General features: G+C 73.0%; 24 protein-coding genes and 1 pseudogene. 16 read left to right on the top strand and 9 right to left on the bottom strand.

The annotated features are described in order from the left end of the window. Positions 1-21 precede the first annotated feature (21 nt). Positions 22-747 (top strand): TetR/AcrR family transcriptional regulator, encoded by a 726-nt coding sequence (locus IE255_RS22625; protein ID WP_190052176.1) that lies wholly within the window; start codon positions 22-24, stop codon positions 745-747. Here the strand turns inward: IE255_RS22625 and IE255_RS22620 are convergent. From IE255_RS22620 to hmgA, 3 genes are all read right to left on the bottom strand, one after another. After that, entirely contained in the window at positions 744-1889 is a 1146-nt protein-coding gene (locus IE255_RS22620) for a type ISP restriction/modification enzyme (protein WP_190052175.1), read from the bottom strand. The genes IE255_RS22625 and IE255_RS22620 overlap by 4 nt on opposite strands. Before the next feature lie 70 nt (positions 1890-1959). Then, on the bottom strand, positions 1960-2709 hold the full coding sequence (locus tag IE255_RS22615; protein WP_190052174.1) for a GntR family transcriptional regulator: 750 nt from the start codon (positions 2707-2709) through the stop codon (positions 1960-1962). A 26-nt stretch (positions 2710-2735) separates the two neighbouring features. Then, the gene (gene hmgA, locus IE255_RS22610; protein ID WP_190052173.1) at positions 2736-4097 is read right to left on the bottom strand and encodes a homogentisate 1,2-dioxygenase; all 1362 of its coding nucleotides are present in this window, start codon (positions 4095-4097) and stop codon (positions 2736-2738) included. 154 nt (positions 4098-4251) lie between these two features. Here hmgA and IE255_RS22605 point away from each other — a divergent pair, with 154 nt between their 5' ends. From IE255_RS22605 to IE255_RS22555, 11 genes are all read left to right on the top strand, one after another. Beyond that, positions 4252-4860 carry a hypothetical protein gene (locus IE255_RS22605; RefSeq protein WP_190052172.1) on the top strand — a complete coding sequence of 203 codons (609 nt, stop codon included), beginning with the start codon at positions 4252-4254 and terminating at the stop codon, positions 4858-4860. Then, positions 4857-5474, top strand: a complete 618-nt coding sequence (locus IE255_RS22600; RefSeq protein WP_190052171.1) for a TetR/AcrR family transcriptional regulator — start codon at positions 4857-4859, stop codon at positions 5472-5474. Before IE255_RS22605 ends, IE255_RS22600 begins: the two co-directional genes overlap by 4 nt. Positions 5475-5568: 94 nt before the next feature. Continuing rightward, a complete protein-coding gene (locus IE255_RS22595) occupies positions 5569-7836 on the top strand; it encodes a molybdopterin oxidoreductase family protein (protein WP_190052170.1) in 2268 nt (755 codons plus the stop codon). 135 nt (positions 7837-7971) lie between these two features. Next, the gene (locus IE255_RS22590; protein WP_190052169.1) at positions 7972-9420 is read left to right on the top strand and encodes a CitMHS family transporter; all 1449 of its coding nucleotides are present in this window, start codon (positions 7972-7974) and stop codon (positions 9418-9420) included. A 30-nt stretch (positions 9421-9450) separates the two neighbouring features. After that, positions 9451-10776: an MFS transporter gene (locus IE255_RS22585; RefSeq protein ID WP_190052168.1), complete on the top strand. Its 1326-nt coding sequence runs from the start codon at positions 9451-9453 to the stop codon at positions 10774-10776. A gap of 98 nt (positions 10777-10874) precedes the next feature. Further along, entirely contained in the window at positions 10875-11462 is a 588-nt protein-coding gene (locus tag IE255_RS22580; RefSeq protein WP_190052167.1) for a hypothetical protein, read from the top strand. Positions 11463-12051: 589 nt separating this feature from the next. Further along, entirely contained in the window at positions 12052-13242 is a 1191-nt protein-coding gene (locus tag IE255_RS40180) for a class F sortase (protein ID WP_308433986.1), read from the top strand. 197 nt (positions 13243-13439) lie between these two features. Next, on the top strand, positions 13440-14783 hold the full coding sequence (locus IE255_RS22570) for an ABC transporter ATP-binding protein (RefSeq protein ID WP_190052166.1): 1344 nt from the start codon (positions 13440-13442) through the stop codon (positions 14781-14783). Between the two features lie 345 nt (positions 14784-15128). Further along, complete coding sequence (locus IE255_RS22565) at positions 15129-16517, top strand: aldehyde dehydrogenase family protein (protein WP_190052165.1); 1389 nt, start codon at positions 15129-15131, stop codon at positions 16515-16517. A 20-nt stretch (positions 16518-16537) separates the two neighbouring features. Then, complete coding sequence (locus tag IE255_RS22560; RefSeq protein WP_190052164.1) at positions 16538-17620, top strand: Zn-dependent alcohol dehydrogenase; 1083 nt, start codon at positions 16538-16540, stop codon at positions 17618-17620. A gap of 198 nt (positions 17621-17818) precedes the next feature. Next, a complete protein-coding gene (locus tag IE255_RS22555; protein WP_190052163.1) occupies positions 17819-19186 on the top strand; it encodes an MFS transporter in 1368 nt (455 codons plus the stop codon). On the opposite strand, the gene IE255_RS22550 is transcribed toward IE255_RS22555, so the two are convergent. The 3 genes from IE255_RS22550 to IE255_RS22540 form a co-directional block, all read right to left on the bottom strand. Continuing rightward, the gene (locus tag IE255_RS22550) at positions 19175-20149 is read right to left on the bottom strand and encodes a DMT family transporter (protein ID WP_190052162.1); all 975 of its coding nucleotides are present in this window, start codon (positions 20147-20149) and stop codon (positions 19175-19177) included. The two genes, IE255_RS22555 and IE255_RS22550, sit on opposite strands and share 12 nt — an antisense overlap. 65 nt (positions 20150-20214) lie before the next feature. After that, entirely contained in the window at positions 20215-20925 is a 711-nt protein-coding gene (locus IE255_RS22545; RefSeq protein WP_190052161.1) for an ArsR/SmtB family transcription factor, read from the bottom strand. Positions 20926-20983: 58 nt separating this feature from the next. Next, positions 20984-21625 carry a TetR/AcrR family transcriptional regulator gene (locus IE255_RS22540; protein ID WP_190052160.1) on the bottom strand — a complete coding sequence of 214 codons (642 nt, stop codon included), beginning with the start codon at positions 21623-21625 and terminating at the stop codon, positions 20984-20986. A 94-nt stretch (positions 21626-21719) separates the two neighbouring features. Here IE255_RS22540 and IE255_RS22535 point away from each other — a divergent pair, with 94 nt between their 5' ends. From IE255_RS22535 to IE255_RS22525, 3 genes are all read left to right on the top strand, one after another. Then, positions 21720-22871 carry an acyl-CoA dehydrogenase family protein gene (locus IE255_RS22535; RefSeq protein WP_190052159.1) on the top strand — a complete coding sequence of 384 codons (1152 nt, stop codon included), beginning with the start codon at positions 21720-21722 and terminating at the stop codon, positions 22869-22871. 60 nt (positions 22872-22931) lie between these two features. Further along, on the top strand, positions 22932-23186 hold the full coding sequence (locus IE255_RS22530; RefSeq protein ID WP_190052158.1) for a YiaA/YiaB family inner membrane protein: 255 nt from the start codon (positions 22932-22934) through the stop codon (positions 23184-23186). Positions 23187-23270: 84 nt separating this feature from the next. Next, positions 23271-23918, top strand: coding sequence for a TetR/AcrR family transcriptional regulator (locus IE255_RS22525; RefSeq protein ID WP_190052157.1), 648 nt, complete (start codon positions 23271-23273; stop codon positions 23916-23918). A gap of 7 nt (positions 23919-23925) precedes the next feature. Here the strand turns inward: IE255_RS22525 and IE255_RS22520 are convergent, their stop codons facing one another. Beyond that, on the bottom strand, positions 23926-24387 hold the full coding sequence (locus tag IE255_RS22520; RefSeq protein ID WP_190052156.1) for a MaoC family dehydratase: 462 nt from the start codon (positions 24385-24387) through the stop codon (positions 23926-23928). 93 nt (positions 24388-24480) lie between these two features. Between IE255_RS22520 and soxR the strand changes: the two genes are divergently transcribed. Continuing rightward, positions 24481-24948, top strand: coding sequence for a redox-sensitive transcriptional activator SoxR (gene soxR, locus IE255_RS39285; RefSeq protein ID WP_229906524.1), 468 nt, complete (start codon positions 24481-24483; stop codon positions 24946-24948). 326 nt (positions 24949-25274) lie between these two features. On the opposite strand, the pseudogene IE255_RS39280 reads toward soxR, so the two are convergent. Then, positions 25275-25990 (bottom strand): annotated as a pseudogene (locus tag IE255_RS39280) (3-keto-5-aminohexanoate cleavage protein). Between the two features lie 75 nt (positions 25991-26065). After that, a complete protein-coding gene (locus IE255_RS22510; protein ID WP_190052154.1) occupies positions 26066-26668 on the bottom strand; it encodes a hypothetical protein in 603 nt (200 codons plus the stop codon). Between the last annotated feature and the right edge of the window lie 118 nt (positions 26669-26786).

Raw genomic sequence — 26786 nt, 5'->3', positions numbered from 1 at the left:
TGGTGGCCGAGGTGATGACCGATGGCGGGCCGAGCGGCCGTACCCGAAGTGATCTGGGCGCGCCCCGAGCGCACCGGCCGTGGGCCGAAACCGGCGTTCACCCGCGCCGACATCGCGGCGGCGGCGGTGCGGATCGCGGACGAGCGGGGGCTGGACGCGGTGTCCATGCGGCATGTCGCCGCGGAGCTGGGCTGCGGCACGATGTCGCTGTACAACTACGTCCCCCGCAAGGAGGACCTGTACGAGCTGATGATCGACGCCATCGGCGCCGAGCACGAGCTGTTCGAGCCCACGGGCGACTGGCGCGCCGACATGCTCCGCAACGCGGAGGACACGCGCGCCATCATGCGCCGCCACACCTGGGCGCCCCGCCTGATGGCAGGGGTGTACGGCTTCAGCCCCAACACCCTGCGCTACCTGGAGCACTGCCTGGCCTGCCTCGAACCGCTCGACGTTCCGGCCGGCACCAAGACGGAGCTGATCGCGCTGCTCAACGGCGTCGTGACGACGTACACCGCGAACGACATCGCGACCGTCGAGCGCACCCGCGCCATGCCGTGGTCCGTGGCGGAGGAGAACGCGGTCCGCATGGCCTATCTGGGCAGCCAGGTGGCCACCGGCGCCTATCCGCGCCTGGCCGCGGCCTTCATGGAGCAGAGCGGCCCGGTCGACCTGGAGGCGGTGTTCCGGCGGGCGCTGGAACGGGTCCTGGACGCCTTCGACCCGGACTTTCGCAAGAAGCCCTAGAGCAGGGCGAGTTGCCCCTCCGGGCCCTCCTCGGGGCCGTCCAGGACCGAGGCCGGGCGGCGGGCCGCGGCCGGCACGGGGAGCACGCCCGCCTTGGTCAGCTCGGCCGTGGTGACCGGGTCGGGGAGCGCCGGCTCCTCCAGGGGGCGCAGTTCGGCCAGCAGCGCCAGGACCGTGATCAGCTCCAGCAGCTCCGACGTCCAGGCCTGCGGCCAGACGGTCGGGCGGATCGCCGCCAGGGTGCCCGGCTCCGGCTCGGTGACGCGGGCCGCGAACCACTGCTCCAGGACGCGGACCCCGCCCGCCTCGAAGTCCCAGGCCTCCGGCGGCACCGGGGAGATGCGGCCCTCGTTCAGGAACAGCGCCTCCTCGTCCCGGTCGTAGCGCACGGTCAGGGGCCGGGACGGAAGCGGGGCGCGGACGTAGGGGCGGCGGCCACCGGGGAGTTTCGGGCGTTCCCCGTTACGGCGCATCAGCCACAGCAGCCGGTGGCCCAGCTCCAGGCCCCGCTCCCACTCGTCGGCGTCGCCGGTGAGCGGGACGGTGAGGTCCGGGCGGGCCGTGGCCGTGATCCAGGCCAGGACGTCGAGCGGCGTGGGCGTGCTGCCCAGGCGGGCGCCCAGGTGCTCCAGCAGGCCGGGGGCCAGGTTCGGTTCCCGGGCGCCCGGGCGCCGGAACAGGGGGCGGACGCGGCCGGGGCGGAGCAGCGGGAGCAGCGAGGTGGCCAGCAGGGTCTCGGGCGCTTCCACCAGGAAGACCTGCCGCTCGTCCGCCACCCGCCACAGCTCCGGGCGGGCCGCGTCGATCAGCCGCTGGTCGGGGATCAGCCACTGCTCGTCGAAGGGCGCGTACAGCACGCGCACCGGCTCCGGGCACGGGCCCGAGGCGCGCACCAGCTTCTCCGTGCCGCCGCCGGACTGGCCGGGCAGCTGGCCGACCCCCGTGTGCAGCGTGCGCGAGCGGCTCGGCTCGAAGAGGGTCTCGCGGTCGGGCCCCTCGGCCTTCACCAAGGCGTCCCAGCGGGCCTTCAGGGACGCCGCGTCGGGGGCCGCCGGCCAGCCCCGGCCGAGCCGCGGCGGTGCGACGGACCACGGCATGAGGTCCGCCAGCAGCGGAGCGTCGTCGTGCGTCACGCCCCGCATCGTACGACGTATCCGGCGCCCCATAGGGGCGCGGGGAACGGCGCGACCAGCCCCCACCGGCCCGCAGCGCTCACGTGGCGTCCAAGGTGACGGTGAAGGAGAACCGGTCCCCCCGGTAGTGGATGACGGCCACATCCAGGGGCCGCCCCTCGGCGTCATACGTGATGCCCGTGTAGTGCAGGATCGGGCTCAGCAGCGGCACTTGGAGCAACCGAGCCGTCTCCGGGTCGGCCAGCCGCGCCTCCACCGTGTCCGTGATGCGGCTGATGTCCGCCCCCACCACATCGCGCAGCACCTTGGTCATCGGCCACCGCACGAGGTCGTCCAGGTCGATCCGCGCGGCCAGTTCGGGACGGAGGTAGTTCCGTGCGTGGTTCGTCGGCTCGCCGGTCTTCTCGTCGCTGCGCAGCCGGTGGTACGTCGCGACCTCCGCCACCTCCGGGAAGAACTCGGCGAGTTCACCCGGCACGGGCGCCGTGCCGTGGTCCAGCAGTTCCGTCGTCATCCCGGACTGCTGGGCCACGATCGCGTCCACCGAGCCGAGCAGGCGGACCGGGGAGCCCCGGCGCGCGTCCGGCTCGATGAACGTGCCCCGCCGCCGGTGGCGCGAGATCAGCCCCTCGTCCTCCAGCTCCTTCAGCGCCTGCCGCATGGTCAGCACGCTCACGCCGTAGTGCCCGGCCAGCTGCTCCTCGGTGGGCAGGCGCAGCGGGTCCTGGGGCGAGCGGCCGAGGATCGAGGCGCGCAGCGACTGCGACACCTGGTACCAGAGCGGCAGCTTGCGGTTCAGGACGATCGAGTCCGGGGCGAAGGAGGTCACGGGCCATCCGTACCGGTAGGAAATGATCAGTGCAAGGGGCTGAAGTGCCGCTCCAGGCCCTGCCAGACGTCGTCGTAGCGCTGCTGGAGGTGTTCCGCCCGGGCCGCATGCGGGGTGAGGGTGAGCGGCCAGCGCGTCTCGAACATGAACGCCAGGCCGTCGTCGATCTTCTGCGGCTTCAGCTCGGCGGCGCTCGCCCGGTCGAACGTCTCCCGGTCCGGGCCGTGCGCCGACATCATGTTGTGCAGCGAGCCGCCGCCCGGCACGAATCCCCCCTTCCCGGCGGTCTTGGCGTCGTACGCGCCCTCGATGAGGCCCATGTACTCGCTCATCACGTTCCGGTGGAAGTACGGCGGGCGGAAGGTGTCCTCGCCCACCAGCCAGCGCGGCGCGAACACGACGAAGTCGACACCGGCCAGGCCGGGAGTGTCCGACGGGGACGTCAGCACCGTGAAGATCGACGGGTCCGGGTGGTCGTAGCTGATGGTGCCGAGCACATTGAAGCGGCGCAGGTCGTAGATGTACGGCACATGGTTGCCGTGCCAGGCGACGACGTCGAGCGGGGAGTGGTCGTAGGTGGCCGTCCACAGGTTGCCGCAGAACTTGTTCACCACCTCCACCGGGCCCTCGACGTGCTCGTACGCGGCGACCGGGGCGCGGAAATCCCTCGGGTTGGCGAGGCCGTTGGCGCCGATCGGGCCCAGGTCGGGGAGGCGGAAGGGCGCGCCGTAGTTCTCGCACACATAGCCGCGGGCGGACTCGTCCAGGATCTCCACACGGAAGCGGACACCACGCGGAATCAGCGCCATATGTCCCGGCTCCACATGGAGCAGACCGAACTCCGTGCGCAGCAGCAGCCCGCCGCGCTCCGGGACGATCAGCAGCTCGCCGTCGGCGTCGCTGAACACCCGCTCCATGGAGGCGTTGGCGGTGTAGAGGTGGATGGCGATGCCGGTGCGCTGGGTGGCGTCGCCGTTGCCGCCCAGGGTCCACAGGCCGGCCAGGAAGTCGGTCTCGGGCGCCGGGTCGGGCAGGGGGTTCCAGCGCAGCCGGTTGGGGTCCGGCACGGTCTGGGTGAAGGGGGCGGTGCGGATCGAGCCGTTGTGGGTCCGGGTGAACGCCGGGTGCGCGGCCGAGGGGCGGATCCGGTACAGCCACGAGCGGCGGTTGTGGGCCCGCGGCTCGGTGAAGGCCGTACCGCTCAGCTGTTCCGCGTACAGCCCGAGCGGGGCCAGCTGCGGCGAGTTGCGGCCCTCGGGCAGTGCGCCCGGGACGGCCTCGGAGCTGTGCTCGTTGCCGAAGCCGGAGAGGTAGGTCAGCCCTTCGGCGGTCTTCCGCGCTCCCCCACGCTCGAACCCGCTCGCGCGGGAGGTACCCCCATCGCCCATGATCGCAACTCCCTTGAGGTCCGATTCCTATGCAGTACCGTAGGATTGCGATTTCCCCAGCGCAAGAGGGACACGGGCCCTCCTCCCGACGGATGACCTGAACCCGACCTGGGGACGATCCGCCGGGCCGGACAGGTGTTCTACGCTCCCGGGCATGTCGTGGACATGGAGACCCTGTGCCGTGCTCGCGGTCTGCGTCCTCCTCCTGGCCGGATCCGCGGGCTGCGGCTCCGGTGATGCGCGGGAGGGCGGGGCGTCGCCCACCCCGGTGGGCAGGCTTCTGGAGGACCGGGACAAGGACGGGCGGCCCTACCGCGAGGTGGCGTGGGAGGGCGTCCCCGACGTCCGTGTCGAGGTGCAGCCCGACGCGGCCGGCGGCTGGGGCATACGCCTGGCCGTGCGGAACTTCCGCTTCTCGCCGGCCGGCACGGCGGCGAAGGCGGTGGCCGGGCGCGGCCTCGCGCACCTCTACGTCGACGGCCGCCTCGTCGCCCGGCTCCGCACCCCCGGGTACCGGCTGGCCGCCCGCCTCGTCCCGCGTGGCACGCACCAGGTCACGGCCCGCCTCTACGCCGATGACGGCACGGTGTGGGCGGTGGACGGCAGGCCCGTGGAGAGCGCGGCCGACGTCACCGCGTCGAAGCCCGGCCCGGGCGCGCCGCCGAGCGCGGCCGGCCGGCGCAAGGCGCGGACGCAGGCGACGGTCACCCGGTCGCAGTCCGGGGGGCGAGGTTCACCGGGCCGAGCCGGAGAGGCATCATGAAGCCCGTGCCCCACGCGACATCGCTCCGTCGTGCGCCCGTACAGCGGCGCAGTGCCGAACGCCTGACCAGGATCCTCGACGCCTGCGCCGACCTCCTCGACGAGGTCGGCTACGACGAGCTGAGCACCCGTGCCGTCGCCCAGCGCGCCGGTGTCCCCATCGGCTCGGTCTACCGCTTCTTCGGCAACAAGCGCCAGATGGTGGACGCGCTGGCCCAGCGCAACCTGGAGCGGTACTCCGCACGCGTCACCGAGCGCCTGCGGGAGGCCGGTGACGGGAGCTGGCGCGACGTCCTGGACGCCGTGCTCGACGAGTACCTGGAGATGAAGCGCACCGCACCCGGCTTCTCCCTGGTCGACTTCGGCAACCAGATCCCGGTCGGCTCCCGGCACGCCGAACCCAACCACCGCGTCGCCGACCGCCTCACCGAACTCCTCGCCGGCCACCTCGACCGCGAACCCGACGAAGAGCTGCGCCGGGTGTTCCTGATCGCCGTGGAGACCGCCGACACCCTCGTGCACCTGGCGTTCCGGGTCGCGCCGGAGGGCGACCAGAAGATCATCGCGGAGGCCCGCGAGATGCTCCGCGGATATCTGGCCCGGGTGCTCGACTGACCTCACGGCCGACAGGGGCTCCCCTCCGTGCATACCGGTCGGTATGCTCGGGTGGGTCCGCGCGTCACCGCTGCCGCCGCCGCCGGGAGGACCCGTGTCCCGCACCGCTCTGCGCATCTGCCCCCTGTGCGAGGCCACCTGCGGCCTGACCCTCACCATCGACGGGACGCGCGTCACCCACGCCCGCGGTGACCGCGACGACGTCTTCAGCCAGGGGTTCATCTGCCCCAAGGGCGCCTCCTTCGGGGCCGTCGACTCCGACCCCGACCGGCTGCGCACGCCGCTCGTGCGCAGGGACGGCGAACTGCGCGAGGCCACCTGGGAAGAGGCCTTCGACGCGGTCGCCGCCGGCATCCGGCCGGTCGTGGAGCGCTACGGCCCGAACGCCGTCGGCGTCGTCCTCGGCAACCCCAACGTGCACACCATGGCCGGTGCCCTCTACCCGCCGGTGCTGCTCGCCGGGCTCGGCACGCGCAGCATCTTCACCGCCTCCACGGTCGACCAGATGCCCAAGCACGTCTCCAGCGGACTGCTCTACGGCGACGCCAACGCCATCCCCGTGCCCGACCTCGACCACACGGACCATCTGATCCTCATCGGCGCCAACCCGCTGGAGTCCAACGGCAGTCTGTGCACCGCCCCCGACTTCCCCGGCAAGCTGAAGGCCCTCAAGGCCCGCGGCGGCACCCTCGTCGTGATCGACCCGCGGCGCACCCGCACCGCCAAACTCGCCGACCGGCACCTCGCCGTCCGGCCCGGCACCGACGCGCTGCTGCTGGCGGCGATGGCCCGCGTGCTCTTCGACGAGGGCCTCGTCGAGCCGACCCCGCACGTCCAGGGCGTCGAGGAACTGTCCGACGCGCTGCGGGAGTTCACCCCCGAGGCGGTCGCCGAGGCCTGTGACGTCGAGCCCGGCGTCATCCGCGCCCTCGCCCGCGACCTCGCCGCCGCCCCCACCGCCGCCGTCTACGGCCGCATCGGCAGCTGCACCGTCCCGCACGGCACCCTCGCCAGCTGGCTCGTCGACGTGCTGAACATCCTCACCGGCAACCTCGACCGGCCCGGCGGCGCGCTCTTCCCGCAGGCCGCCACCGACAGGACCCCGCGCCCCGCCGGACCCGGCCGGGGCTTCGCCCTCGGGCGCTGGCACTCCCGGGTGAGCCGGCATCCGGAGGCGAAGGGCGAACTGCCCCTCTCCGCCCTCGCCGAGGAGATCGACACCGCCACCGAGGAGGGCGAGCCGGTCCGCGCGCTGATCGCCGTCGCCGCCAACCCCGTGCTCTCCGCACCCGACGGCGACCGGCTCGACAAGGCGCTCGACTCGCTCGACTTCATGGTCAGCGTCGACCCGTACCTCAACGAGACCTCCCGCCACGCCCACGTGGTCCTGCCCCCGCCGCCGCCCTCCCAGAGCCCGCACCACGACTTCGCCTTCAACACCCTCGCCGTACGCAACCAGGTCCGCTACACCCGCCCCGCGATCCCGCTGGAGCCGGGCCGCATGGCGGAGACGGAGATCCTCGCCCGGCTGACCCTGGCGGCGACAGGCATGCACGGGGCCGACCCCGCCGCCGTCGACCAGCTGGTCATCGACCAGACCCTCGGCAAGGCCGTCAAGGAACCGCACTCGCCCGTGCACGGCCGGGATCCCCGAGAGCTCGCCGCGCGGCTCACCGGCGACAACGGCCCCGAGCGCCGGCTCGACATGATGCTCCGCCTCGGCCCCTACGGCGACGGCTTCGGCGTACGACCGGACGGGCTCAGCCTCGAGAAACTGCTCGCGCATCCGCACGGCATCGACCTCGGCCCGCTCAAGCCCCGCCTGCCGCAGCCGCTGAAGACCAGGAGCGGTGAGGTGGAGCTGCTGCCGGGGCCGATCGCCGACGACCTGCCCCGTCTGCGTGCGGCCCTGGCCGAACGCCCCGCGGGGCTCGTCCTGGTCGGCCGCCGCCACCTGCGCTCGAACAACAGCTGGATGCACAACGTGCCCGCCCTGACCGGCGGCTCCAACCGCTGCACCCTGCACATCCACCCCGAGGACGCCGAACGGCTGGGCGTCGAGGACGGGGCACCCGTGCGCGTGAAGGGCGCCGGGGGAGAGGTGACCGCGCCGGCCGAGGTCACGGACACGGTCCGCCGGGGTGTGGTGAGCCTGCCGCACGGCTGGGGCCACGACCGCCCCGGCACCCGCCTCCGCCACGCCGCCACCGACCCCGGCGTCAACGTCAACCAGCTCCTCGACGGCCGCCTCCTCGACCCGCTCTCGGGCAACGCGGTCCTCAACGGAGTGCCCGTCGAGGTCGCCCCCGTGACCGCCCCGGGAGGCCCCGCGATGACCGAAAAGCTCACCGCTCTGACCTGAGCAAAGCTGTGACCAGCAGTTTTGCGCTTATTGCTCGCACGTCAACGTCTTGTTAACGCTGCTTGACGGGACCTAACGTCTCGGACACCGCCGGCCCTGGTGGGATGTTCAAGGGCGAACGTTAGGTATCCACTCATGCTGACCATCCTCGGCTTCGCCATGATCGCGACCTTCCTGGTCCTGATCATGATGAAGAAGATGTCGCCGATCGCGGCGCTCGTGCTGATTCCCGCGCTGTTCTGCGTGTTCGTCGGCAAGGGCGCCCACCTCGGCGACTACGTCATCGACGGCGTGACCAGCCTCGCCCCCACCGCGGCGATGCTCATGTTCGCGATCGTCTACTTCGGCGTGATGATCGATGTCGGTCTCTTCGACCCGATCGTCCGCGGCATCCTCAAGTTCTGCAAAGCCGACCCGATGCGGATCGTCGTCGGCACCGCCGTGCTCGCCGCGATCGTGTCGCTCGACGGCGACGGCTCCACCACCTTCATGATCACCGTCTCGGCGATGTACCCGCTGTACAAGCGCCTGAAGATGAGCCTGGTCATCATGACCGGTGTCGCCGCCATGGCCAACGGCGTGATGAACACCCTCCCCTGGGGCGGCCCGACCGCGCGCGCCGCGACCGCGCTCAAGCTCGACGCCAGCGACATCTTCGTCCCGATGATCCCGGCGCTCCTGGTCGGCCTGCTCTTCGTCTTCGTCCTGTCCTACGTCCTCGGTGTGCGCGAGCGCCGGCGGCTGGGCGTGCTGACGCTGGACGAGGTGCTGGAGGCGGAGAAGGAGACCGAGACGGTCCTCGTGGGCGCCGGCGGCTCCGGCGACGGCAAGGTCTCGATGCGCAAGGGCGCCACGGCCGGCACGGGTGCCACGGGCGGCGCGGGCTCCGGCACCGACGCTGCGGACAACTCCGGGGACTCCGGGGACTCTGACGACGACGGCTTCCAGGTCCTCGACCCGGACCGCTCCACCCTGCGCCCCAAGCTCTACTGGTTCAACGCGCTCCTCACGGTCGCCCTGCTGACGGCCATGATCATGGAGCTGCTGCCGATCCCGGTGCTGTTCCTGCTCGGCGCCGCGCTCGCCCTGTCGGTGAACTTCCCGCACATCCCCGACCAGAAGGCCCGCCTGGCCGCCCACGCCGACAACGTCCTGAACGTCTCCGGCATGGTCTTCGCCGCCGCCGTCTTCACCGGCGTCCTCCAGGGCACCGGCATGGTCGACCACATGGCCAAGTGGATGGTGGACGTCATCCCCGGCAGCATGGGCCCGCACATGGCCCTGGTCACCGGCATCCTCAGCCTCCCGCTCACCTACTTCATGTCGAACGACGGCTTCTACTTCGGCGTCCTGCCGGTCCTCGCCGAGGCCGGTGCCGCGCACGGCGTCTCCCCGCTGGAGATGGCCCGCGCCTCCCTGGTCGGCCAGCCGCTGCACATGTCCAGCCCGCTCGTCCCGGCCGTCTACGTCCTGGTCGGCATGGCCAAGGTGGAGTTCGGCGACCACACGAAGTTCGTCGTGAAGTGGGCCGCCCTCACCTGTCTCGTCATCCTCGGGGCGGGCATGCTCTTCGGCATCATCTGACCGCTCGTCCGACTCTCCATGGAGGACATCGTGAGGCCCGGTGGGTACCGCGGCTGGCTGCTCCGCCTCGTCATCGCCTTCAGCTTCGCGCAGGGGGCGGTGTCGATGGCCCGGCCCGCCGTCTCCTACCGGGCCCTCGCGCTGGGCGCGGACGAGCGGGCGGTCGGTGTGATCGCCGGTGTGTACGCGCTGCTGCCGCTGTTCGCCGCCGTCCCCCTGGGCCGCCGCACCGACCACGGCCGCTGCGCGCCCCTGCTGCCGTTCGGCGTGGTCCTGATCTCCGGCGGCTGCGCGCTGAGCGGCGTCGCGAACTCGCTGTGGGCGATGGCGCTGTGGAGCGGGGTGATGGGCCTCGGCCACCTCTGCTTCGTCATCGGCTCCCAGTCGCTCGTCGCCCGGCAGTCCGAACCGCACGAACAGGATCGCAACTTCGGCCACTTCACCATCGGCGCCGCGCTCGGCCAGCTGGTCGGCCCCATCATCGCGGGCGCGCTGATCGGCGGCGCGGACAGGGTGGGCACCAGCGCGCTCGCCCTGATCGTGGCGGGCGGGACCGCGGCGGTCGCCTTCACCTCGCTGTGGCGCATCGAGCACCGTCGTACGGCGGCCACGTCCCGCGCGGGCAAGGGCGACCGGGTACCGGTCCGGGGCATCCTGCGCACCCGGGGCGTGCCCGCGGGCATCTTCATCAGCCTCGCCGTGCTGTCCGCGACCGACATCCTCACCGCCTACCTCCCGGTGGTCGGGGAGCACCGGGGCATCGCGCCGTCCGTGATCGGCGTCCTGCTCAGCCTGCGCGCGGCCGCCACGATCGCCTGCCGCCTGGTGCTGACGCCCCTGCTGCGGCTGCTCGGCCGGACCCTGCTGCTGACCGTGACCTGTCTGCTGGCGGCGGTGCTGTGCGCGGGCATCGCCCTGCCGGTGCCGGTGTGGGCGCTCGCCTTGCTGCTGGTCCTGCTCGGCTTCTGCCTCGGCGTCGGGCAGCCGCTGTCCATGACCACGGTCGTCCAGGCCGCCCCGGACGACGCCCGTTCCACGGCCCTCGCGCTGCGGCTGACCGGCAACCGGCTGGGCCAGGTCGCGGCACCCGCCGCGGCCGGGCTGATCGCCGGGGTCGCGGGTGTGGCGGCGCCGTTCGTGATGCTGGGCGTGCTGTTGCTGGTGTCCTCCGGGGTCGCGGTGCGGTCGCGGAGGGAGCCGGAGGAGGCGGGAGGAAAGGCGGCACCGAGGGAGCCGGAGGAGGCGGGAGGAAAGGCGGCACCGAGGGAGCCGGAGGAGGCGGGCGGAGAGGGGGCACCAAGGGTGCCGAAAGCGCGTGGGCGCGGGGTGGCGCTGCGCCGGAAGAGCGATATCTGACGTGTCGTAGGGCGGGGCTGCGGGCCTTTCGGCGGTGAGGTGACAGAGAGTCAGGTGACGGTGTTTGTATGAAAATCATCTGACTTGGAGGCATCTTCATGCCCGTCGTACCCCTCGCGCGCCGTGCCGGCACCCGCACCGCCGTCCTCGCCGCTCTCACCCTCGCAGGGACCACCCTGAGCGGTGTGCCCGCCGTCGCCCAACCTGTCCCGGGGGACAACGGAGACGTCAAGATCCACGCCAGCACGACGCGAGCCGACGACCAGCGCAACGACCCGAAGGTCTGCGACTTCTACCTCGCCGCGTTCAACTTCGATCCGGGCGAGAAAGTCAACTGGACCATCCAGACCCAGCCCGAGGTCCCGGGCGGGGCCACCCGCACCGGCACGTTCACCGCCGACCGGACCGGCAAGGGCCGCACCGAGGCCGTGGACCTGCCCAACGGGCAGTACAAGCTCACCTGGCTCACCGACCAGGCCCACGGCGCCGGCAAGTTCAAGGTGTTCAAGGTCGACTGCCCGACCTCCAAGCCGACGACGCCGGTCGGCGGTCCGCCGGCGGGCGGTGGCGGCATCGCCCGCGGCGAGGCCTTCACGCCGGTCGCCGGCGCGGCGGCGGTCGGGCTGGCCGCCGTCGCCGGGACGGTCTGGTTCCGGCTCCGTCGCCGCCCCGATGGCGCCGCGTAGGCCGCGTTCCGCGTATCGCGCCGCTCCGGTGGGGCGGCGCGAGTCCGGGGCGGGGGCCGCGGGGCGGGGTGACGCCGGCTCCGGGACCCCGTCGGTGGGGCGGCGCGGGTCCGGTTCCGGGCGTTCCGGTGGTGGCGCCGCCTCGGTCGTCCGACGCGGGGCTGGGTCCGGCTTCGGTCCGGTCGCCAACCCGGTGGGTCTGGGGGGCGTTGCGGCCGGTTTCGGGGCGGAGGCGGTGGTTCGGCGCGGGGGCCGCAGCCCGCAGGAGTCGCTCCAGCGGGTCTTCGGTGGGGCCGGTTCGGGCGCTGTCCCGGTGGGGCGGCCTGCGGCCGGTTCCGGGTCGGTTGCCGCCACGCCGGCTCGGCGCCGGGTCGGGGCTGGTGCCCCGGTGGTTCGGCGTGGGGCCGCTCGCGGTACAGGCGCGGTCCCGGCGGGGCGGCGTACGGCTGCGGCCGGCGGCGGTTCAGGCGTGGTTCCGGCGGGGCGTACGGCTGCGGCCGGCGGCGGCCCCGCTGCGTGGCCCCGGCGGTCGCGCAGGCCCTGGTACCGGACGCGTGGCTACCGGCTGACGCGGACGATCGTGCTGGCCGTGTCGCTGCTGGCGGTCGGTGTCTGGTGGGACCGGGGCGAGGAGCCCAGCACAACGGTCACGGCTCTCCCGCACGACCCCGCCGGGGTCGCCGCGGCCGCCGTACCGGACGGCTCCGGTACGGCCGCCGTGCGGGGTGGCTCCGGCAGCGGTACGGCCGGGCTGCCGGGTGGCTCCGGCACTGGCATGGCCGCCGTGCGGGGTGGCTCCGGTACCGGCATGGCGGCAATGCCGGACGGCTCCGGCACTGGTAGGGCCGGGCTGCCGGACGGCTCCGGCAGCGGTACGGCCGCGCTGCCGGGTGGCCCCGGCAGGGATGCGGCTGCCCTGCCACCCGGCTCCCGTGCCGCCCCTACTTCCCTGCCGCCCGGCTCCCGTGCCGCCCCCACTTCCCGGCCGCCCGGCTCCGGCGCCGCCCCCGCTTCCCTCCCGCCCGGATCCGGTCGTACCCCGCCCGCCGCCCGGCCCGGGCCCTCCCGGTCGCCCGGGCCCGCCAAGGGCGCGTCCCGAACCCCCGCACGCCCTACGGCCGTGACCCCCACCCCCGGGTCCCGGTCCCGTGCCGCGGCGTCCACCACCCGCAGGCCCACCACCCCCGGGCCCCTGACCGATGCCCACGCCCCCCGCCCCCGCCCGCGACCCCTGGCCGCCGCCCCCAAGCGGCCGCACACCGCCACCGGCACCCGGGCCCCGGCCACCCGGAAGCCCCGCACCCCGCCCGCCCTCCGCCCCCTGCCCCACTCCCGCGCCACCCGCCTGCTCATCCCCTACCTCCGCGTCGACGCCCCGGTCATGGACCTGGGCCTGGACCGCGAACACCGGCTCACCGCGCCCCCGGAGGACGATCCGAAGCTGGTCGGCTGGTACCGGAACGGCGCCTCGCCCGGCGGGCAGGGCACCGCCGTGGCCGTCGGGCATCTCGACACCGACAGCGGGCCCGCCGTCTTCGCGGGGCTGACCGAGCTGAAGCGAGGCCGCATCGTCAAGGCCCGCCGCGCCGACGGGCGGATCGCCGTCTACACCGTGGACAAGGTCAAGTCGTACGAGAAGGCGCACTTCCCGAGCCAGGAGGTGTACGGCGCCCGGGGCCGCCCCGAGCTGCGCCTGATCACCTGCGGCGGCAGCTACGACCGCCGGAAGGGCTACTCCGGGAACGTCGTGGTCTTCGCCCACCTCACCGGCATCCGCTGACCGCCGAGGCGGGCCGCCCCTGGCCGAATCAGGTCGTCCGCCTTCTCACCAGATGGACCGGAGCACCTGATCCCGCCCCGTGTCTTCCCCAGGCCGCGCACATTCCGTTAACTTCCGTGACCCACAGCCCCGTACGACCCGCATGGGGCTTCCGACCGCGGAGCACCAGCGCCCTGATGACCCCTCGGGGGCCCCTCATGACACGCGCCATCTCCCTGCACGACGTGAGCAAGGCCTACACGCGAGGAGCCCGCGTGGTGGACCGGCTGTCACTGGACATCGCGCCCGGCGAGTTCCTCGTGCTGCTCGGCCCGTCCGGCTGCGGCAAGTCGACCGTGCTCAGGATGATCGCCGGCCTGGAGGAGATCGACGAGGGCGATCTGCTGCTCGACGGCGAGCACGCCAACGACCTGCCGCCGTCCGCGCGGGACATGGCGATGGTCTTCCAGAACTTCGCCCTCTACCCGAACATGACCAGCCGGGCCAACATCGGCTTCCCGCTGCGCATCGAGGCCCCGGGCACCGATCCCCGGCCCCGCGTCGACGCCACCGCCCGCATGCTCGGCATCGAGGATCTCCTCGACCGCCTGCCCGCCCAGCTCTCCGGCGGCGAACGCCAACGGGTCGCCATGGGCCGGGCCATCGCCCGCCACCCCTCCGCCTTCCTCATGGACGAGCCGCTGTCCAACCTCGACGCCAAGCTCCGCACCCATCTGCGCGCCGAGATCTCCCAGCTCACCCGGGAGCTGGGCGTCACCACGGTCTACGTCACCCACGACCAGGCCGAGGCCATGTCGCTCGGTGACCGCGTCGCCGTGCTGCGCGGCGGCGTGCTCCAGCAGGTCGACAGCCCGCGGGTCGTCTACGCGCTGCCCAGCAACGTCTTCGTCGCCGCCTTCATCGGCACCCCGCGCATCAACCTGCTGCGCGGCCTGGTCCGGGCCCCGCTGGACGGGGCGATGACCATCAGCCTCGGCAAGCAGTTCCTGCGGCTGCCCGAGCCGCTCTCGCTGGACCACCAGCTGCTGCGGGTCCAGCAGGGCCGCGAGGTCATCGTGGGCCTGCGCTCGGAGGCCGTCCGGATCGCCAAGCACTCCGCCGCCCGGCCCGGCGAGGTGCCGATCACCGGCCTGGTCGAGCACGTGGAGTTCCAGGGGCACGAGATCCTCGTCCATTTCAACACCGGCTCCAGCCCGGCCGTCGTCCCCGAACTGGAGGCCCCGCGCCCCCGCCCCGGCCGTCCCGCCCGGCGGCGGCGCCGCGAGGGCTCGGTCCTCACCCGCCTGCGGGAGCGGACCGGAGCCGGCCGGGCGGGACCCGTCGTGGCCCTGGACCACCCCGAGGACGCGCGACCCGGCCTCACGAGCCCCGAACCCCGCCTGCCCGGCGACCTGATCGTCCGGACCACCCCGGACCTGGCCCTCCGCCACGGCATGCAGGTACCGCTCCTCGTCGACCTCGCCCACCTCTTCGTCTTCGACCAGCACGGCGACCGCATCTGCCCGCACCCGGCGCGCCTGCCCGACCTAGGGCCCTTCTGATGGATCTCCGCGGCGTCGCGACGCCCGGCACGCCCTCCCCCAAGCTCTCGGCTTCGCTCGAGCAGGGGGCACCCCCATGCCGCACGGGGCGGAGGGCCAGGTGGCTCCGCCACATGACCCTCCGCCCCGCACGCCGATCGCACGCACCGAACGCCGCTCCTTCCCCGCGGAGATTCATCAGAAGGGCCCTAGGGGAGTGAGGAGCCGCACACCCGGGCGGGGTCGACTCCGTGCTGTGATGACCCGGGACCCGGCGAGCTCGGGGCCCCGGAACGTCTGGCGCCGGAAAACTATCGTCGCTAGTTTATGTGCCGGACGACGACGCCCCGCCCCGGAGGAAGCGCGATGAAGGCACACGACGGCATGTACATCGGGGGCGCCTGGCGCCCCGCCGCCGGCCAGGACGTGATCGAGGTCGTGAACCCGGTCGACGAGCGGGTCATCGGCACGGTCCCGGCGGGCACCGCAGAGGACGTCGACGCCGCCGTACGGGCCGCCCGCGCCGCCCTGCCGGCCTGGGCCGCGACCCCGCCGACCGAGCGCGCCGCGCGCCTGGCCGCCCTGCGGGACGTGCTCGCGGCCCGCGCGGACGAGATCGCCGAGACGGTCACGGCCGAACTCGGCTCGCCCCTGAAGTTCTCGCAGGCCGTCCACGCCGCCGTGCCGATCGCCGTGGCGGGCTCCTACGCCGAGCTGGCGGCGACGTACTCCTTCGAGGAGAAGACCGGCAACTCGGTCGTCCACCACGAGCCGGTCGGTGTCGTGGCCGCGATCACGCCCTGGAACTACCCGCTGCACCAGATCGTCGCCAAGGTCGCCCCGGCCCTCGCGGCCGGCTGCACGATCGTGGTGAAGCCCGCCGAGGACACCCCGCTGGTCGCTCGCCTGCTCGCCGGCGCCGTGCACGAGGCCGGCATCCCGGCGGGCGTCTTCAACTTGGTCACCGGGCTCGGCCCGGTCGCCGGGCAGGCCCTCGCCGAGCACCCCGGCGTCGACATGGTCTCCTTCACCGGCTCCACCGCCGTCGGCCGGCGGATCGCCGCCGTCGCCGCCGGGCAGGTCAAGAAGGTCGCCCTCGAACTCGGCGGCAAGTCCGCCAACGTCATCCTCCCGAGCGCCGACCTCGCCAAGGCGGTCAACGTCGGCGTCGCCAACGTCATGTCCAACTCCGGCCAGACGTGCAGCGCCTGGACCCGGATGCTGGTCCACCGCCACCAGTACGACGAGGCGGTGGAACTCGCCGCGACGGCCGCCGCCAAGTACGGCGACCGCATCGGCCCCGTCGTCAACGCCAAGCAGCAGGCCCGGGTGCGCGGCTACATCGAGAAGGGCGTCGCGGAAGGCGCGCGCCTGGTCGCCGGCGGCCCCGAAGCCCAGCGCGAGAAGGGCTACTTCGTCAGCCCCACCGTCTTCGCCGACGTCACCCCGGACATGACCATCGCGCAGGAGGAGATCTTCGGCCCGGTCCTGTCGATCCTCAGCTACGACGACGAGGAGGACGCCCTGCGGATCGCCAACGGCACGGTCTACGGCCTGGCCGGCGCCGTCTGGGCCGGCGACGAGGAAGAGGCGGTGGCCTTCGCCCGCCGGATGGAGACCGGCCAGGTCGACATCAACGGCGGCCGCTTCAACCCGCTCGCCCCCTTCGGCGGTTACAAGCAGTCGGGCGTCGGCCGCGAACTCGGCGTGCACGGCCTGGCCGAGTACCTCCAGACCAAGTCCCTCCAGTTCTAGTCAGGGGAGTCCCTTCCGTCATGGCTGTCCGCGCCGCCGTCCTGCCCGCCGTCGGCTCCCCGCTGGAGATCACCGGCATCGACCTGCCCGACCCCGGACCCGGACAGGTCCGTGTCCGGCTCGCCGCCGCCGGGGTCTGCCACTCCGACCTGTCCCTGTCCGACGGCACCATGCGCGTGCCCGTCCCCGCCGTCCTCGGCCACGAGGGCGCCGGCACGGTCGTCGCCGTCGGCGAGGGCGTCACCCACGTCGCGCCCGGCGACGGGGTCGTCCTCAACTGGGCTCCGTCCTGCGGCGCCTGCCACGCCTGCTCGCTCGGCGAGGTCTGGCTGTGCGCCAACGCCCTGAACGGCGCCGCCGACGTCTACGCCCGCACCGCCGAGGGCACCGACCTCCACCCCGGCCTGAACGTCGCCGCGTTCGCCGAGGAGACGGTCGTCTCCGCCTCCTGCGTCCTGCCCGTCCCGGACGGCGTCCCGCTCACCGACGCCGCCCTCCTCGGCTGCGCCGTCCTCACCGGCTACGGCGCCGTCCACCACTCGGCCCGGGTGCGGCAGGGCGAGACCGTGGCGGTGTTCGGCGTCGGGGGAGTGGGCCTCGCGGCCCTCCAGGCGGCCCGGATCGCGGGCGCCTCGAAGATCATCGCGGTGGACGTCTCCCCGGCGAAGGAGGAGCTGGCCCGGACGGCCGGAGCCACCGACTACCTCGTCGCCTCCGACACCACCGCCCGCGAGATCCGCGGCCTGACCGGCAAGCAGGGCGTCGACGTGGCCGTCGAGTGCGCCGGCCGCGCGGTCACCATCCGCACGGCGTGGGACTCCACCCGCCGCGGCGGCCGCACCACGGTCGTCGGCATCGGCGGCAAGGACCAGCAGGTCACCTTCAACGCCCTGGAGATCTTCCACTGGGGCCGCACCCTCTCCGGCTGCGTGTACGGCAACTCCAACCCGGCGGAGGACTTGCCCGTGCTCGCGGACCACGTCCGGGCGGGCCGCCTCGACCTGAGCGCCCTGGTGACCGAGCGCATCTCCCTCGACGGCATTCCGGCAGCCTTCGCGAACATGCTGGCGGGCAAGGGCGGCCGCGCGCTGGTCGTCTTCTAGGCCGTCCCCGTCCCCGTCCGCGCCCCGGCCTCCCGCGAGGCCGGGGTCGTCGGCATGCCCGCCCGCCGACTGAGTGCCACGTACAGGCAAAAAGTCCTGGTGCACGACCCGTTGACGTCCATACCGTCCGGTCAGTACGTTCCCCGGAACCCGCGCCACCCCCCGTTCCGTCCCCGCACCCACCGGAGCGTGCACCGCATGGACACGGCCCCTTCCGCTCAGCCCGCCACCACCACACCCGCCATGGGCAACCGCCGCCGCGTGGCCACCGCGGCGGCGCTCGCCTCGGCCGTCGAGTGGTACGACTACTTCGTCTTCGGCATCGCCGCCGCCCTCGTCCTCGGCGACCTCTACTTCCCCGCCGGCAGCCCGACCGCGGGCGTCCTCGCCTCGTTCGCCACCTTCGCCGTCGGCTTCCTCGCCCGCCCCCTCGGCGGCATCGTCGCCGGCCACCTCGGCGACAAGCGCGGCCGCAAGCCGATGCTGGTCCTCGCCCTCACCCTGATGGGCGTGGCCACCACCGGCATCGGCCTGCTGCCCACGTACGACACGATCGGCGTCGCCGCGCCGATCCTGCTCGTCCTGCTCCGGGTCGCCCAGGGCGTCGCCGTCGGCGCCCAGTGGGGCGGCGCGATGCTCCTGGCCACCGAGTACGCCCCGGAGGGCAAGCGCGGCGTCTACGGCAGCGTCGTCCAACTCGGCGTCCCCATCGGCGTGGTCACCGCCAACACCGTCTTCCTGCTGGCCGGAGCGCTCACCACCGACTCGGCGTTCGCCGCCTGGGGCTGGCGCGTGCCGTTCCTGGTCGGCCTGCTGGTCCTCGGCCTCGCCTGGTACATCCACACCCGCGTCGAGGAGACCCCGGCGTTCCGGGAGGCCGAACGGGCGCTCGCCGAGCAGGAGAAGTCCGAGCAGAGCTCGCCGCTGCGCACCATCCTGCGCGGCCACCTCGGCACGGTGCTCCTGGCCGGTGGCTCCTTCGCCGTGAACACCGCGACCTTCTACATCCTCATCACCGGCGTCCTCGACTACACGACCCGCGAACTGGACATGGACAAGGGCGCGGTGCTCACCGTCTCGCTCTGCGTCAGCCTCACCCAGCTCGTGCTGATCCCGGCCGCCGCCGCGCTCTCCGACCGCATCGGCCGCATCCGGATCTACGCCCTCGGCGCGGCCGGCATCGCCCTGTGGGCCGTACCGCTGTTCCTGCTGATCGACACCGGCTCGCTGCTGTGGCTCGCGGTCGGCACGTTCGTCGCCAGCTGCTTCCTGAGCATCATGTACGGGCCCCAGGCCGCCCTGTTCGCCGAGCTGTTCACGCCCGAGATGCGCTACACCGGCGCCTCCCTCGGCTACCAGATCGCGGCCGTCGCCGGCGGCGGGCTCGCGCCCTTTGTCATGGTGCTGCTCCTGGAGGCGACCGGCACCTCGCTGGCCGTCTCCGGCTACATCATCGGGCTCTCGGTGATCGCGCTGGTCTCGATCAAGGTCCTCGCGGACCGGGCGCGTGCGGCGGAGCCGCAGCCCGCGCCCGAGGCCCGCGCGGAAGCCGAGTCAGCGAGCTGAGTCCGGCGTCTGCTCGGGCCGGGGTTCCACCACCGCTCCCGGAATCCCGGCCCGAGCCGCCGCCCGTGACCGCGACCGCGACCGGGACACCGCCACGCCCGCCAGACACAGCGCACCGCCGACCAGCGTGAGCAGCCCCGGCACCTCGCCGAGGAACAGCCAGGACATCAGGACGACCAGCGCGGGCGCCGCGTACGTCGTCGCGCCCATCTTGCTCGCGGTCGTCCGGGACAGCGCGTACGCCCACGTCGTGAAGGCGAGGGCGGTCGGGAAGACGCCCAGGTACACCATGTTGAGGGTGGCGGAGGCGGGCGCCTCGGCGGCCTCCTCGACCAGCTGTCCCGCGAACGGCAGGCACACCACCGCGCCGACCAGGCAGCCGAACGTCGTCACCTGCAACGGGCTGGCCGAGCCCAGCGCGGGCTTCTGCGCCACCACACCACCGGCGTACGCGACCGCCGCCAGCAGGCACAGCACCACGCCGAGCACCGAGGAACCGCCCTCGCCGGACATCGACAGACCCACGGTCACCGCGCCGGCGAACGACACCGCCATCCCCGCCAGCAGCCGCGGCGGCATCGGGTCACCGAGCAGCCGGGCCCCGAGCAGCGCGATCAGGATCGGCCCGATGTTCACGACCAGGGCGGCCGTCCCCGCGTCGACCTGCTGCTCGCCCCAGTTGAGGGCGACCATGTAGAAGCCGAACCAGAGCAGCCCCGATATCGCGATCCCGCGCCACGCCGAGCGCGGCGGCCACGTCTCCCGCCGCAGCAGGCAGATCACCCCCAGCGTCAGCGCCCCGGCCAGCAGCCGCCCGAGCGCCAGCGCGCCCGGCGAGTACGCCTCACCCGCGCTGCGGATCGAGACGAAGGCGGACGCCCACAGCACGACGGTGACCGTGGCCGCACCGGCGGCCAGCAATTCGGCTCGACGGGTGGGTGAGGGTGGGGAGGCGTTCATCATGCTCCTGAGGCTAGGGGCGAGGCAGGGTCGGAAGCTCGCGGATTTCGGACGGGGCGCCGGGCCGGTCAGCGCAGTGCGGTGGCCTCGACGCCCAGCAGGTCGAAGAGGGCCCGCTCACCGGCCGCCGTCACCTTCACGGCCCGCTCGGAGCCGATGCGCACGCACCACCCCGCGTCCAGGGCGCGCCGGCACAGGGCCGCGCCCGCGACGCCCGCGAGATGGGGCCGGCGTTCGGTCCAGTCGAGACAGGCGCGGGCCAGGGGACGCCGGCCCCGCCGTTCGAGGCCGATACCGGCCGCCGCGAACCACGCCAGCCCCGCGTCGGTGAGCGCGAACCCCGTCTCCTGCTGGAGCAGCCCCCGCGCCGTCAGCGCGTCCGTGACCACGATGCCGAGCCGCCCGGCGAGATGGTCGTAACAGGTGCGGCCCCGGGCCATCGCCGAGCCGGCGCTCGACTCCCGCAGGTTCCGGGGCCGTCCGGACCTGCCCGGCGCGACCTGCGCGGCCAGGTCCTCGACCAGCTGCGCGACGCGCGCGTCGGCCAGCCGGACGTACCGGTGCCGGCCCTGCCGCTCCTCGGCGAGCAGTCCGCCCGCGACGAGCCGGCCCAGGTGCTCGCTCAGCGTCGAGGCGGCCACACCCGCGTGCCGCGCCAGCTCGCCCGCCGTCCAGGCCCGCCCGTCGAGCAGCGCGAGCAGGCACGTGGCCCGGGTCTCGTCGGCGATCAGCCCGGCCAGCCGCGCCAGCCCCGTGGCCTGCGGATCCCTCGTCGTCATGCGCCCAGCATGGGCCACGGACCCTTCGGCCGCCGCCGAAGTGTCCCGCCGGGTGTCCCTACGCGGTCCGCCGCACCTGCTCGTACTGCCGCGCCAGCCCGTCCAGCAGGGCCGTCAGCCCGGTCTCGAAGGCCCGCTCGTCGATCTTCTCCTGCTGCTCGGCGAGGAGGTGGGCCTGCTGGAGATGGGGGTAGTCGGCGGGGTCGTAGGCGCTCGCGTCGTCCACGAAGCCCCCGGCGAAGGAGCCGAGCGCGGAGCCCATGACGAAGTACCGCATCAGCGCGCCGATCGACGTGGCGTGCGCCGGCGGCCAGCCCGCGGCGACCATCGCGCCGTAGACGGCGTCCGCGAGGCGCAGTCCGGCCGGGCGGCGGCCGGGGCCGCGGGCCAGCACCGGGACGATGTTCGGGTGGTCGCGCAGCGCGGCCCGGTAGGAGACGGCCCAGTCGTGCAGCGCCGTCCGCCAGTCCCGGCCGTCCTGGAACATCGACAGGTCCACCTGGCCGCTCACCGAGTCGGCGACCGCCTCCAGGATCTCGTCCTTGGTGCGGAAGTGGTTGTACAGCGAGGGCCCGCTGACGCCCAGTTCGGCGGCGAGCCGGCGCGTGGAGACGGCCGCGAGGCCCTCCGCGTCCACGAGCGCGCGGGCCGCCTCGACGATCCGGTCGGTGCTGAGCAGGGGCTTGCGCGGTCGGGCCATGGCGCACATAGTAGGGCTGCCGATTGAAACTAGCAGTGCTAATTTAAATGTACTGTTTTCAAGTGCGGTACGGCTACGAGTGGGGTGGCGTGTGGTGAACCTGGAGCTCAGCGAGGAGCAGAGCGCGGTCCGGCGGCTCGCGCGGGACTTCGTGGAGCGGGAGATCACCCCGAACGTCGTCGCCTGGGACCGAGCCGAGGAGGTCGACCGCGCGATCGTCAGGAAGCTCGGCGAGGTCGGCTTCCTGGGGCTGACGATCGACGAGGAGTACGGCGGCTCCGGCGGCGACCACCTCGCGTACTGCCTGGTCACGGAGGAACTCGGCCGGGGCGACTCGTCCGTGCGCGGCATCGTCTCCGTCTCGCTCGGGCTCGTCGCCAAGACCGTCGCCGCCCGGGGGAGCGAGGAGCAGAAGCGGCGCTGGCTGCCCGGGCTGACGTCCGGCGAGTCGGTCGGCTGCTTCGGCCTGACCGAGCCGGGCACGGGCTCGGACGCGGGCAGCCTCACGACGCGGGCGGTGCGGGACGGCGGCGACTACGTCATCAACGGCACCAAGATGTTCATCACCAACGGCACCTGGGCCGACGTCGTCCTGCTCTTCGCCCGCTCCACGGACGCCCCCGGCCACAAGGGCGTCTCCGCCTTCCTCGTCCCGACGGACACGCCCGGCCTGAGCCGCCGCACCATCCACGGCAAGCTCGGGCTGCGAGGCCAGGCCACCGCCGAACTCGTCCTGGAGGGCGTGCGCGTGCCGGCCTCCGCGATGCTGGGCGAGGAGGGCAAGGGCTTCTCCGTCGCGATGTCCGCCCTCGCCAAGGGCCGGATGTCCGTCGCGGCCGGCTGCGTCGGCATAGCCCAGGCGGCGCTGGACGCGGCCGTGCGGTACGCGGGCGAGCGCGAGCAGTTCGGCAGGGCCATCGCCCACCACCAACTGGTCCAGGAGCTGATCAGCGACATCGCCGTGGATGTCGACGCCGCCCGGCTGCTGACCTGGCGGGTCGCCGACCTGATCGACCGGGGGCAGCCGTTCGCCGTCGAGTCGTCCAAGGCCAAGCTGTTCGCCTCGGAGGCGGCCGTCCGCGCCGCGAACAACGCGCTTCAGGTCTTCGGCGGGTACGGCTACATCGACGAGTACCCGGCGGGCAAGCTGCTGCGGGACGCCCGCGTGATGACCCTCTACGAGGGCACGAGCCAGATCCAGAAGCTGGTCATCGGGCGGGCGCTGACGGGGGTCTCGGCGTTCTGAGTACACCCCTGAGTACTTCGGCGGATGTGGCGCGGGCCACGTCCGCCGAAGCTTGCCCCCATGAGTGAGACACCGGGCAGCAAGCAGCAGAACACCGCCGCCTTCTACGGCCAGGCCGTCGCTTCCTTCGCCGTCGCCATGGCGGCCACCGCGATCGGCATCTACCAGCTGAGCGCCGACGCATGGGTGCGGGGCTTCCTCGCCATCGCCGTGCTGTACCTCGTCACGTCCTCCTTCACCTTGGCCAAGGTGATCCGGGACCGGCAGGAGGGGGCGGCCCACTCGCCCGTGTACACCCCCTTCGAGAAGCACTGAGGGGCAGGTGCCGGGCGGCCACGCTAAGCGCTCGCTCACCTTCGGCGGTATGGTGGTGTCCCTGTCAGTGGAGAGGGGCGAGTGATGAGTACGGCGGAGGAGACGGCCGGCGGCGAGGCGCAGGCGTGGGGCGAGGTCACGCCCGACGCGGCGCGGCGGCTGCTGATCGCCGCGGTGGAGGCCTTCGCCGAGCGTGGCTACCACGCCACGACGACCCGTGACATCGCGGGGCGCGCCGGGATGAGCCCCGCCGCGCTGTACATCCACTACAAGACCAAGGAAGAGCTGCTGCACCGCATCAGCAGGATCGGGCACGAGAAGGCCCTGGAGATCCTGCGGACGGCGTCCCGCCGCGAGGGCAGCCCGACGGAGCGGCTCGCCGACGCGGTCAGCTCCTTCGTGCGCTGGCACGCGGGCGGGCGGACCACCGCGCGGGTCGTGCAGTACGAACTCGACTCGCTCGGGCCCGACGCCCGCGCCGAGATCCTCGCGCTGCGGCGCCAGGTCGACGCGGAGGTGCGCGGGATCATCGAGGACGGCGTGCGGTCGGGCGAGTTCGAGGTCATCGACGTGCACGGGACGACGCTGGCCGTGCTGTCGCTCTGCATCGATGTGGCCCGGTGGTTCAACGTTGACGGTCCCCGGACGCCGGAGGAGGTCGGCGCGTTGTACGCCGACCTCGTGCTGCGGATGGTGGGGGCCGGGGCCTCGGCGGCTGCGTCCCAGAAGTAGCTGCGGCTCAGAAGTAGTAGCGCGCGACGGACTCGGCGACGCAGACGGGCTTGTCGCCGCCCTCCCGTTCCACGGTGAAGGCGACGCTGACCTGGGCGCCGCCCTGGACCTCGTCCACGCCGGTGATCGTCGCGGTGGCGCGTAGACGGGAGCCGACGGGGACGGGGGCGGGGAAACGCACCTTGTTCGTCCCGTAGTTGACGCCCATCTTCACGCCCTCCACGGAGATCAGCTGCGGGCCGAAGAGGGGGAGCAGCGACAGGGTCAGATAGCCGTGCGCGATGGTGGTGCCGAAGGGGCCCGCGGCGGCCTTCTCCGGGTCGACGTGGATCCACTGGTGGTCGCCGGTGGCCTCCGCGAAGAGGTCGATCCGCTTCTGGTCGATGACGAGCCAGTCGGTGTGTCCCAGTTGCTCGCCAATCGCCGCCTTCAGGTCGTCGACGGACGTGAAGATCCTCGGCTCTGCCATGTCTTCCAGACCTCTCCGTGTCGTATCTCTAAGCGACTGCTTAGCATGGTCGGCTGCGGAGGCTGTGTCAACGGACTCGGTAGGGTTCGAGGGGTGCCTCAGATTTCAGAGAAGATCCATGAACTCACGGTCGGGCAGCTCGCGGCGCGGAGTGGCGCCGCCGTCTCCGCCCTGCATTTCTACGAGTCCAAGGGCCTGATCAGCAGTCGCAGGACGTCGGGCAACCAGCGGCGCTACTCCCGGGACACGCTGCGCCGGGTGGCGTTCATCAGGGCCGCGCAGCGGGTCGGGATCCCGCTGGCGACGATCCGGGAGGCGCTGGCGGAGCTTCCGGAGGAGCGGACGCCGACGCGGGAGGACTGGGCGCATCTGTCGGAGGCGTGGCGTTCCGAACTCGACGAGCGCATCAAGCAACTGAACCGCCTCCGGGACCACCTCACCGACTGCATCGGCTGCGGCTGCCTCTCCCTCGACACGTGCGTCCTGTCCAACCCGGGTGACGTCTTCGGCGAACACCGAGCAGGCTCCCGCCTGATGGACGAACGCAACCGGCGTGTGTAGTGCCTATTCGCCGGGGGTGGGTCGGGGCCGCGCCGGGGGGTGTCCGTCCTCGGAACGGCGCGATGGGGTCGGACGCCGACTGACTGTCCGTTGACGCGCCAACCGCTGCGGGCGGACACCCCCCGACACGTCCCCTTGCGCCGTCCGGCGGCTGCCGGCGCGTCGTGGCTGACGCCATGGCCGCCATAGCTGCGGGGCGCGGGGCGGGCCGCCGGGTCCGCTGAGCTGCGGGCAATCGTGCCGCTAAGGGCGGCACGGGTGGGTGCAGCGGCACCCCGCTCCGCCGGGTTGCGGACCCACCCGGCGTCAGCGCCGACGCCGGGCACCTAACGACCTCGGTACTCGGCCAACCCCGCCGCAACCAACTCCGCGTTGGACCCGCCCACCGCCCATCCGGCAGTCGCAGCACATCCTCCAGCCCGACCCGCGTGGCCAACCCCAACCGCCCCGCAAGCCGCAGCACCGGCCACGCACCCCCGTCCTCCCCGTGCAGCAGCACAGGACGCCCGTGCGCCGCACCAAGGTCGGACAACAACTCCCGAGCAGAACCCACCGCACTCGAAGGGCCCGTGTCCGTCACCTCCGCCAGCACCCGCAGGACCCTCGGCCCGAGCGGCGACACCGCGAACCGCTCCGCACCGTCCGTCCCGGACCGGATGCCGGCCTCCACACCCACCCCGAGATCGAGCAGCACGGCGGCCACCTCCTCGGCCCCCGGCTCATGCCAGTTGACCGAGGCATGGTCGGGCAGGACGGTCCAGCTCCGTATCCGAGCCGGCCGGGCGGCGGGGTCCGGCTCGGCCCACGCCCCCGTGGTCACACCCACCGGCACCGCCACGCGCGCGCGAATCGCCGCCAGCGTCTCCGCGAGCACCCGCGGCGACAACGTGTCGCGCCCGCACGGCGTCTTGGGATGGACATGGACGTCCGTGGCCCCGGCCGCGACGGCAGCCGCCGCGGAGTCGGCCATCGACTCGGGCGTCAGCGGCACCGCCGTACCGTCGGCGGCGGTCCGCGGACCGTTCAGACACACCTGCACCATGTCAGCGATGGTGCCGGCCGGCACCGACAGTGGGGGTGCGGCATCCCCGGCGCACCCCCCGCGCACCCGCATCCGTCAAGCCGACACCAGCAACCTCGCCCGCCTGGCGTCCGCCAGGGCTTCGGGCGTGAGCACGGGACGCGGTACCAGGATTCCGCAGTCCGTGCAGACCGGACCCGCCGAGGGTTCGTGATCCAGGTCGTACTTCCAGGCGAGTCGTTCTCCGCCGCACACCGGGCAACCCGAGCCCGGTTCGCGCTCCAGCGCGGCGATCAGTCGGCGCAGCACCTCGGCCAGCGGTTCACGGGGATGGACCGCCGGATCGTCGCACCACGCCACGCCGAAACCGCCCCAGGTCAGCCGGTGCCAGTCGTCCACACTGCCCGGCCTGCGCAGTCCGTCGTGCTTCTCCTTCTTGCGGCGCTCGGCGAACTCGACCTCGTAGGCCAGCCAGACCGCCCGCGCCTCCTCCAGTTCGTCCAGTGCGGCCACGAGCCGCGCTGGATCGGGGGACCGGTCCTCGGGACCGAACCCTGCCCGGGAGCACAGATGGTCCCAGGTCGCCCTGTGTCCGTAAGGAGCGAACCTCTCAAGGCACTTGCGCAGCGAATAACGCCGCAAGGCCAGATCGCACCGCGGATCGCGGACCTGTCTCGCCAGACTCCGGAAACCGGCCATCGTCCTGCACCTCCGTCACACCTGCACCTGTAATCCGGTCACTTCGGCGTCGTCGTACGGACGTCGCCGAATAGACGTATCGACAAGCGAATCGGCTCCATCCGATTTCAAATGGCCT

The sequence above is a fragment of the Streptomyces lomondensis genome, assembly GCF_014651035.1.
GTDB classification, from domain to species: Bacteria; Actinomycetota; Actinomycetes; order Streptomycetales; family Streptomycetaceae; genus Streptomyces; species Streptomyces lomondensis.
This window is presented reverse-complemented; position numbering and strand designations above follow the sequence as displayed.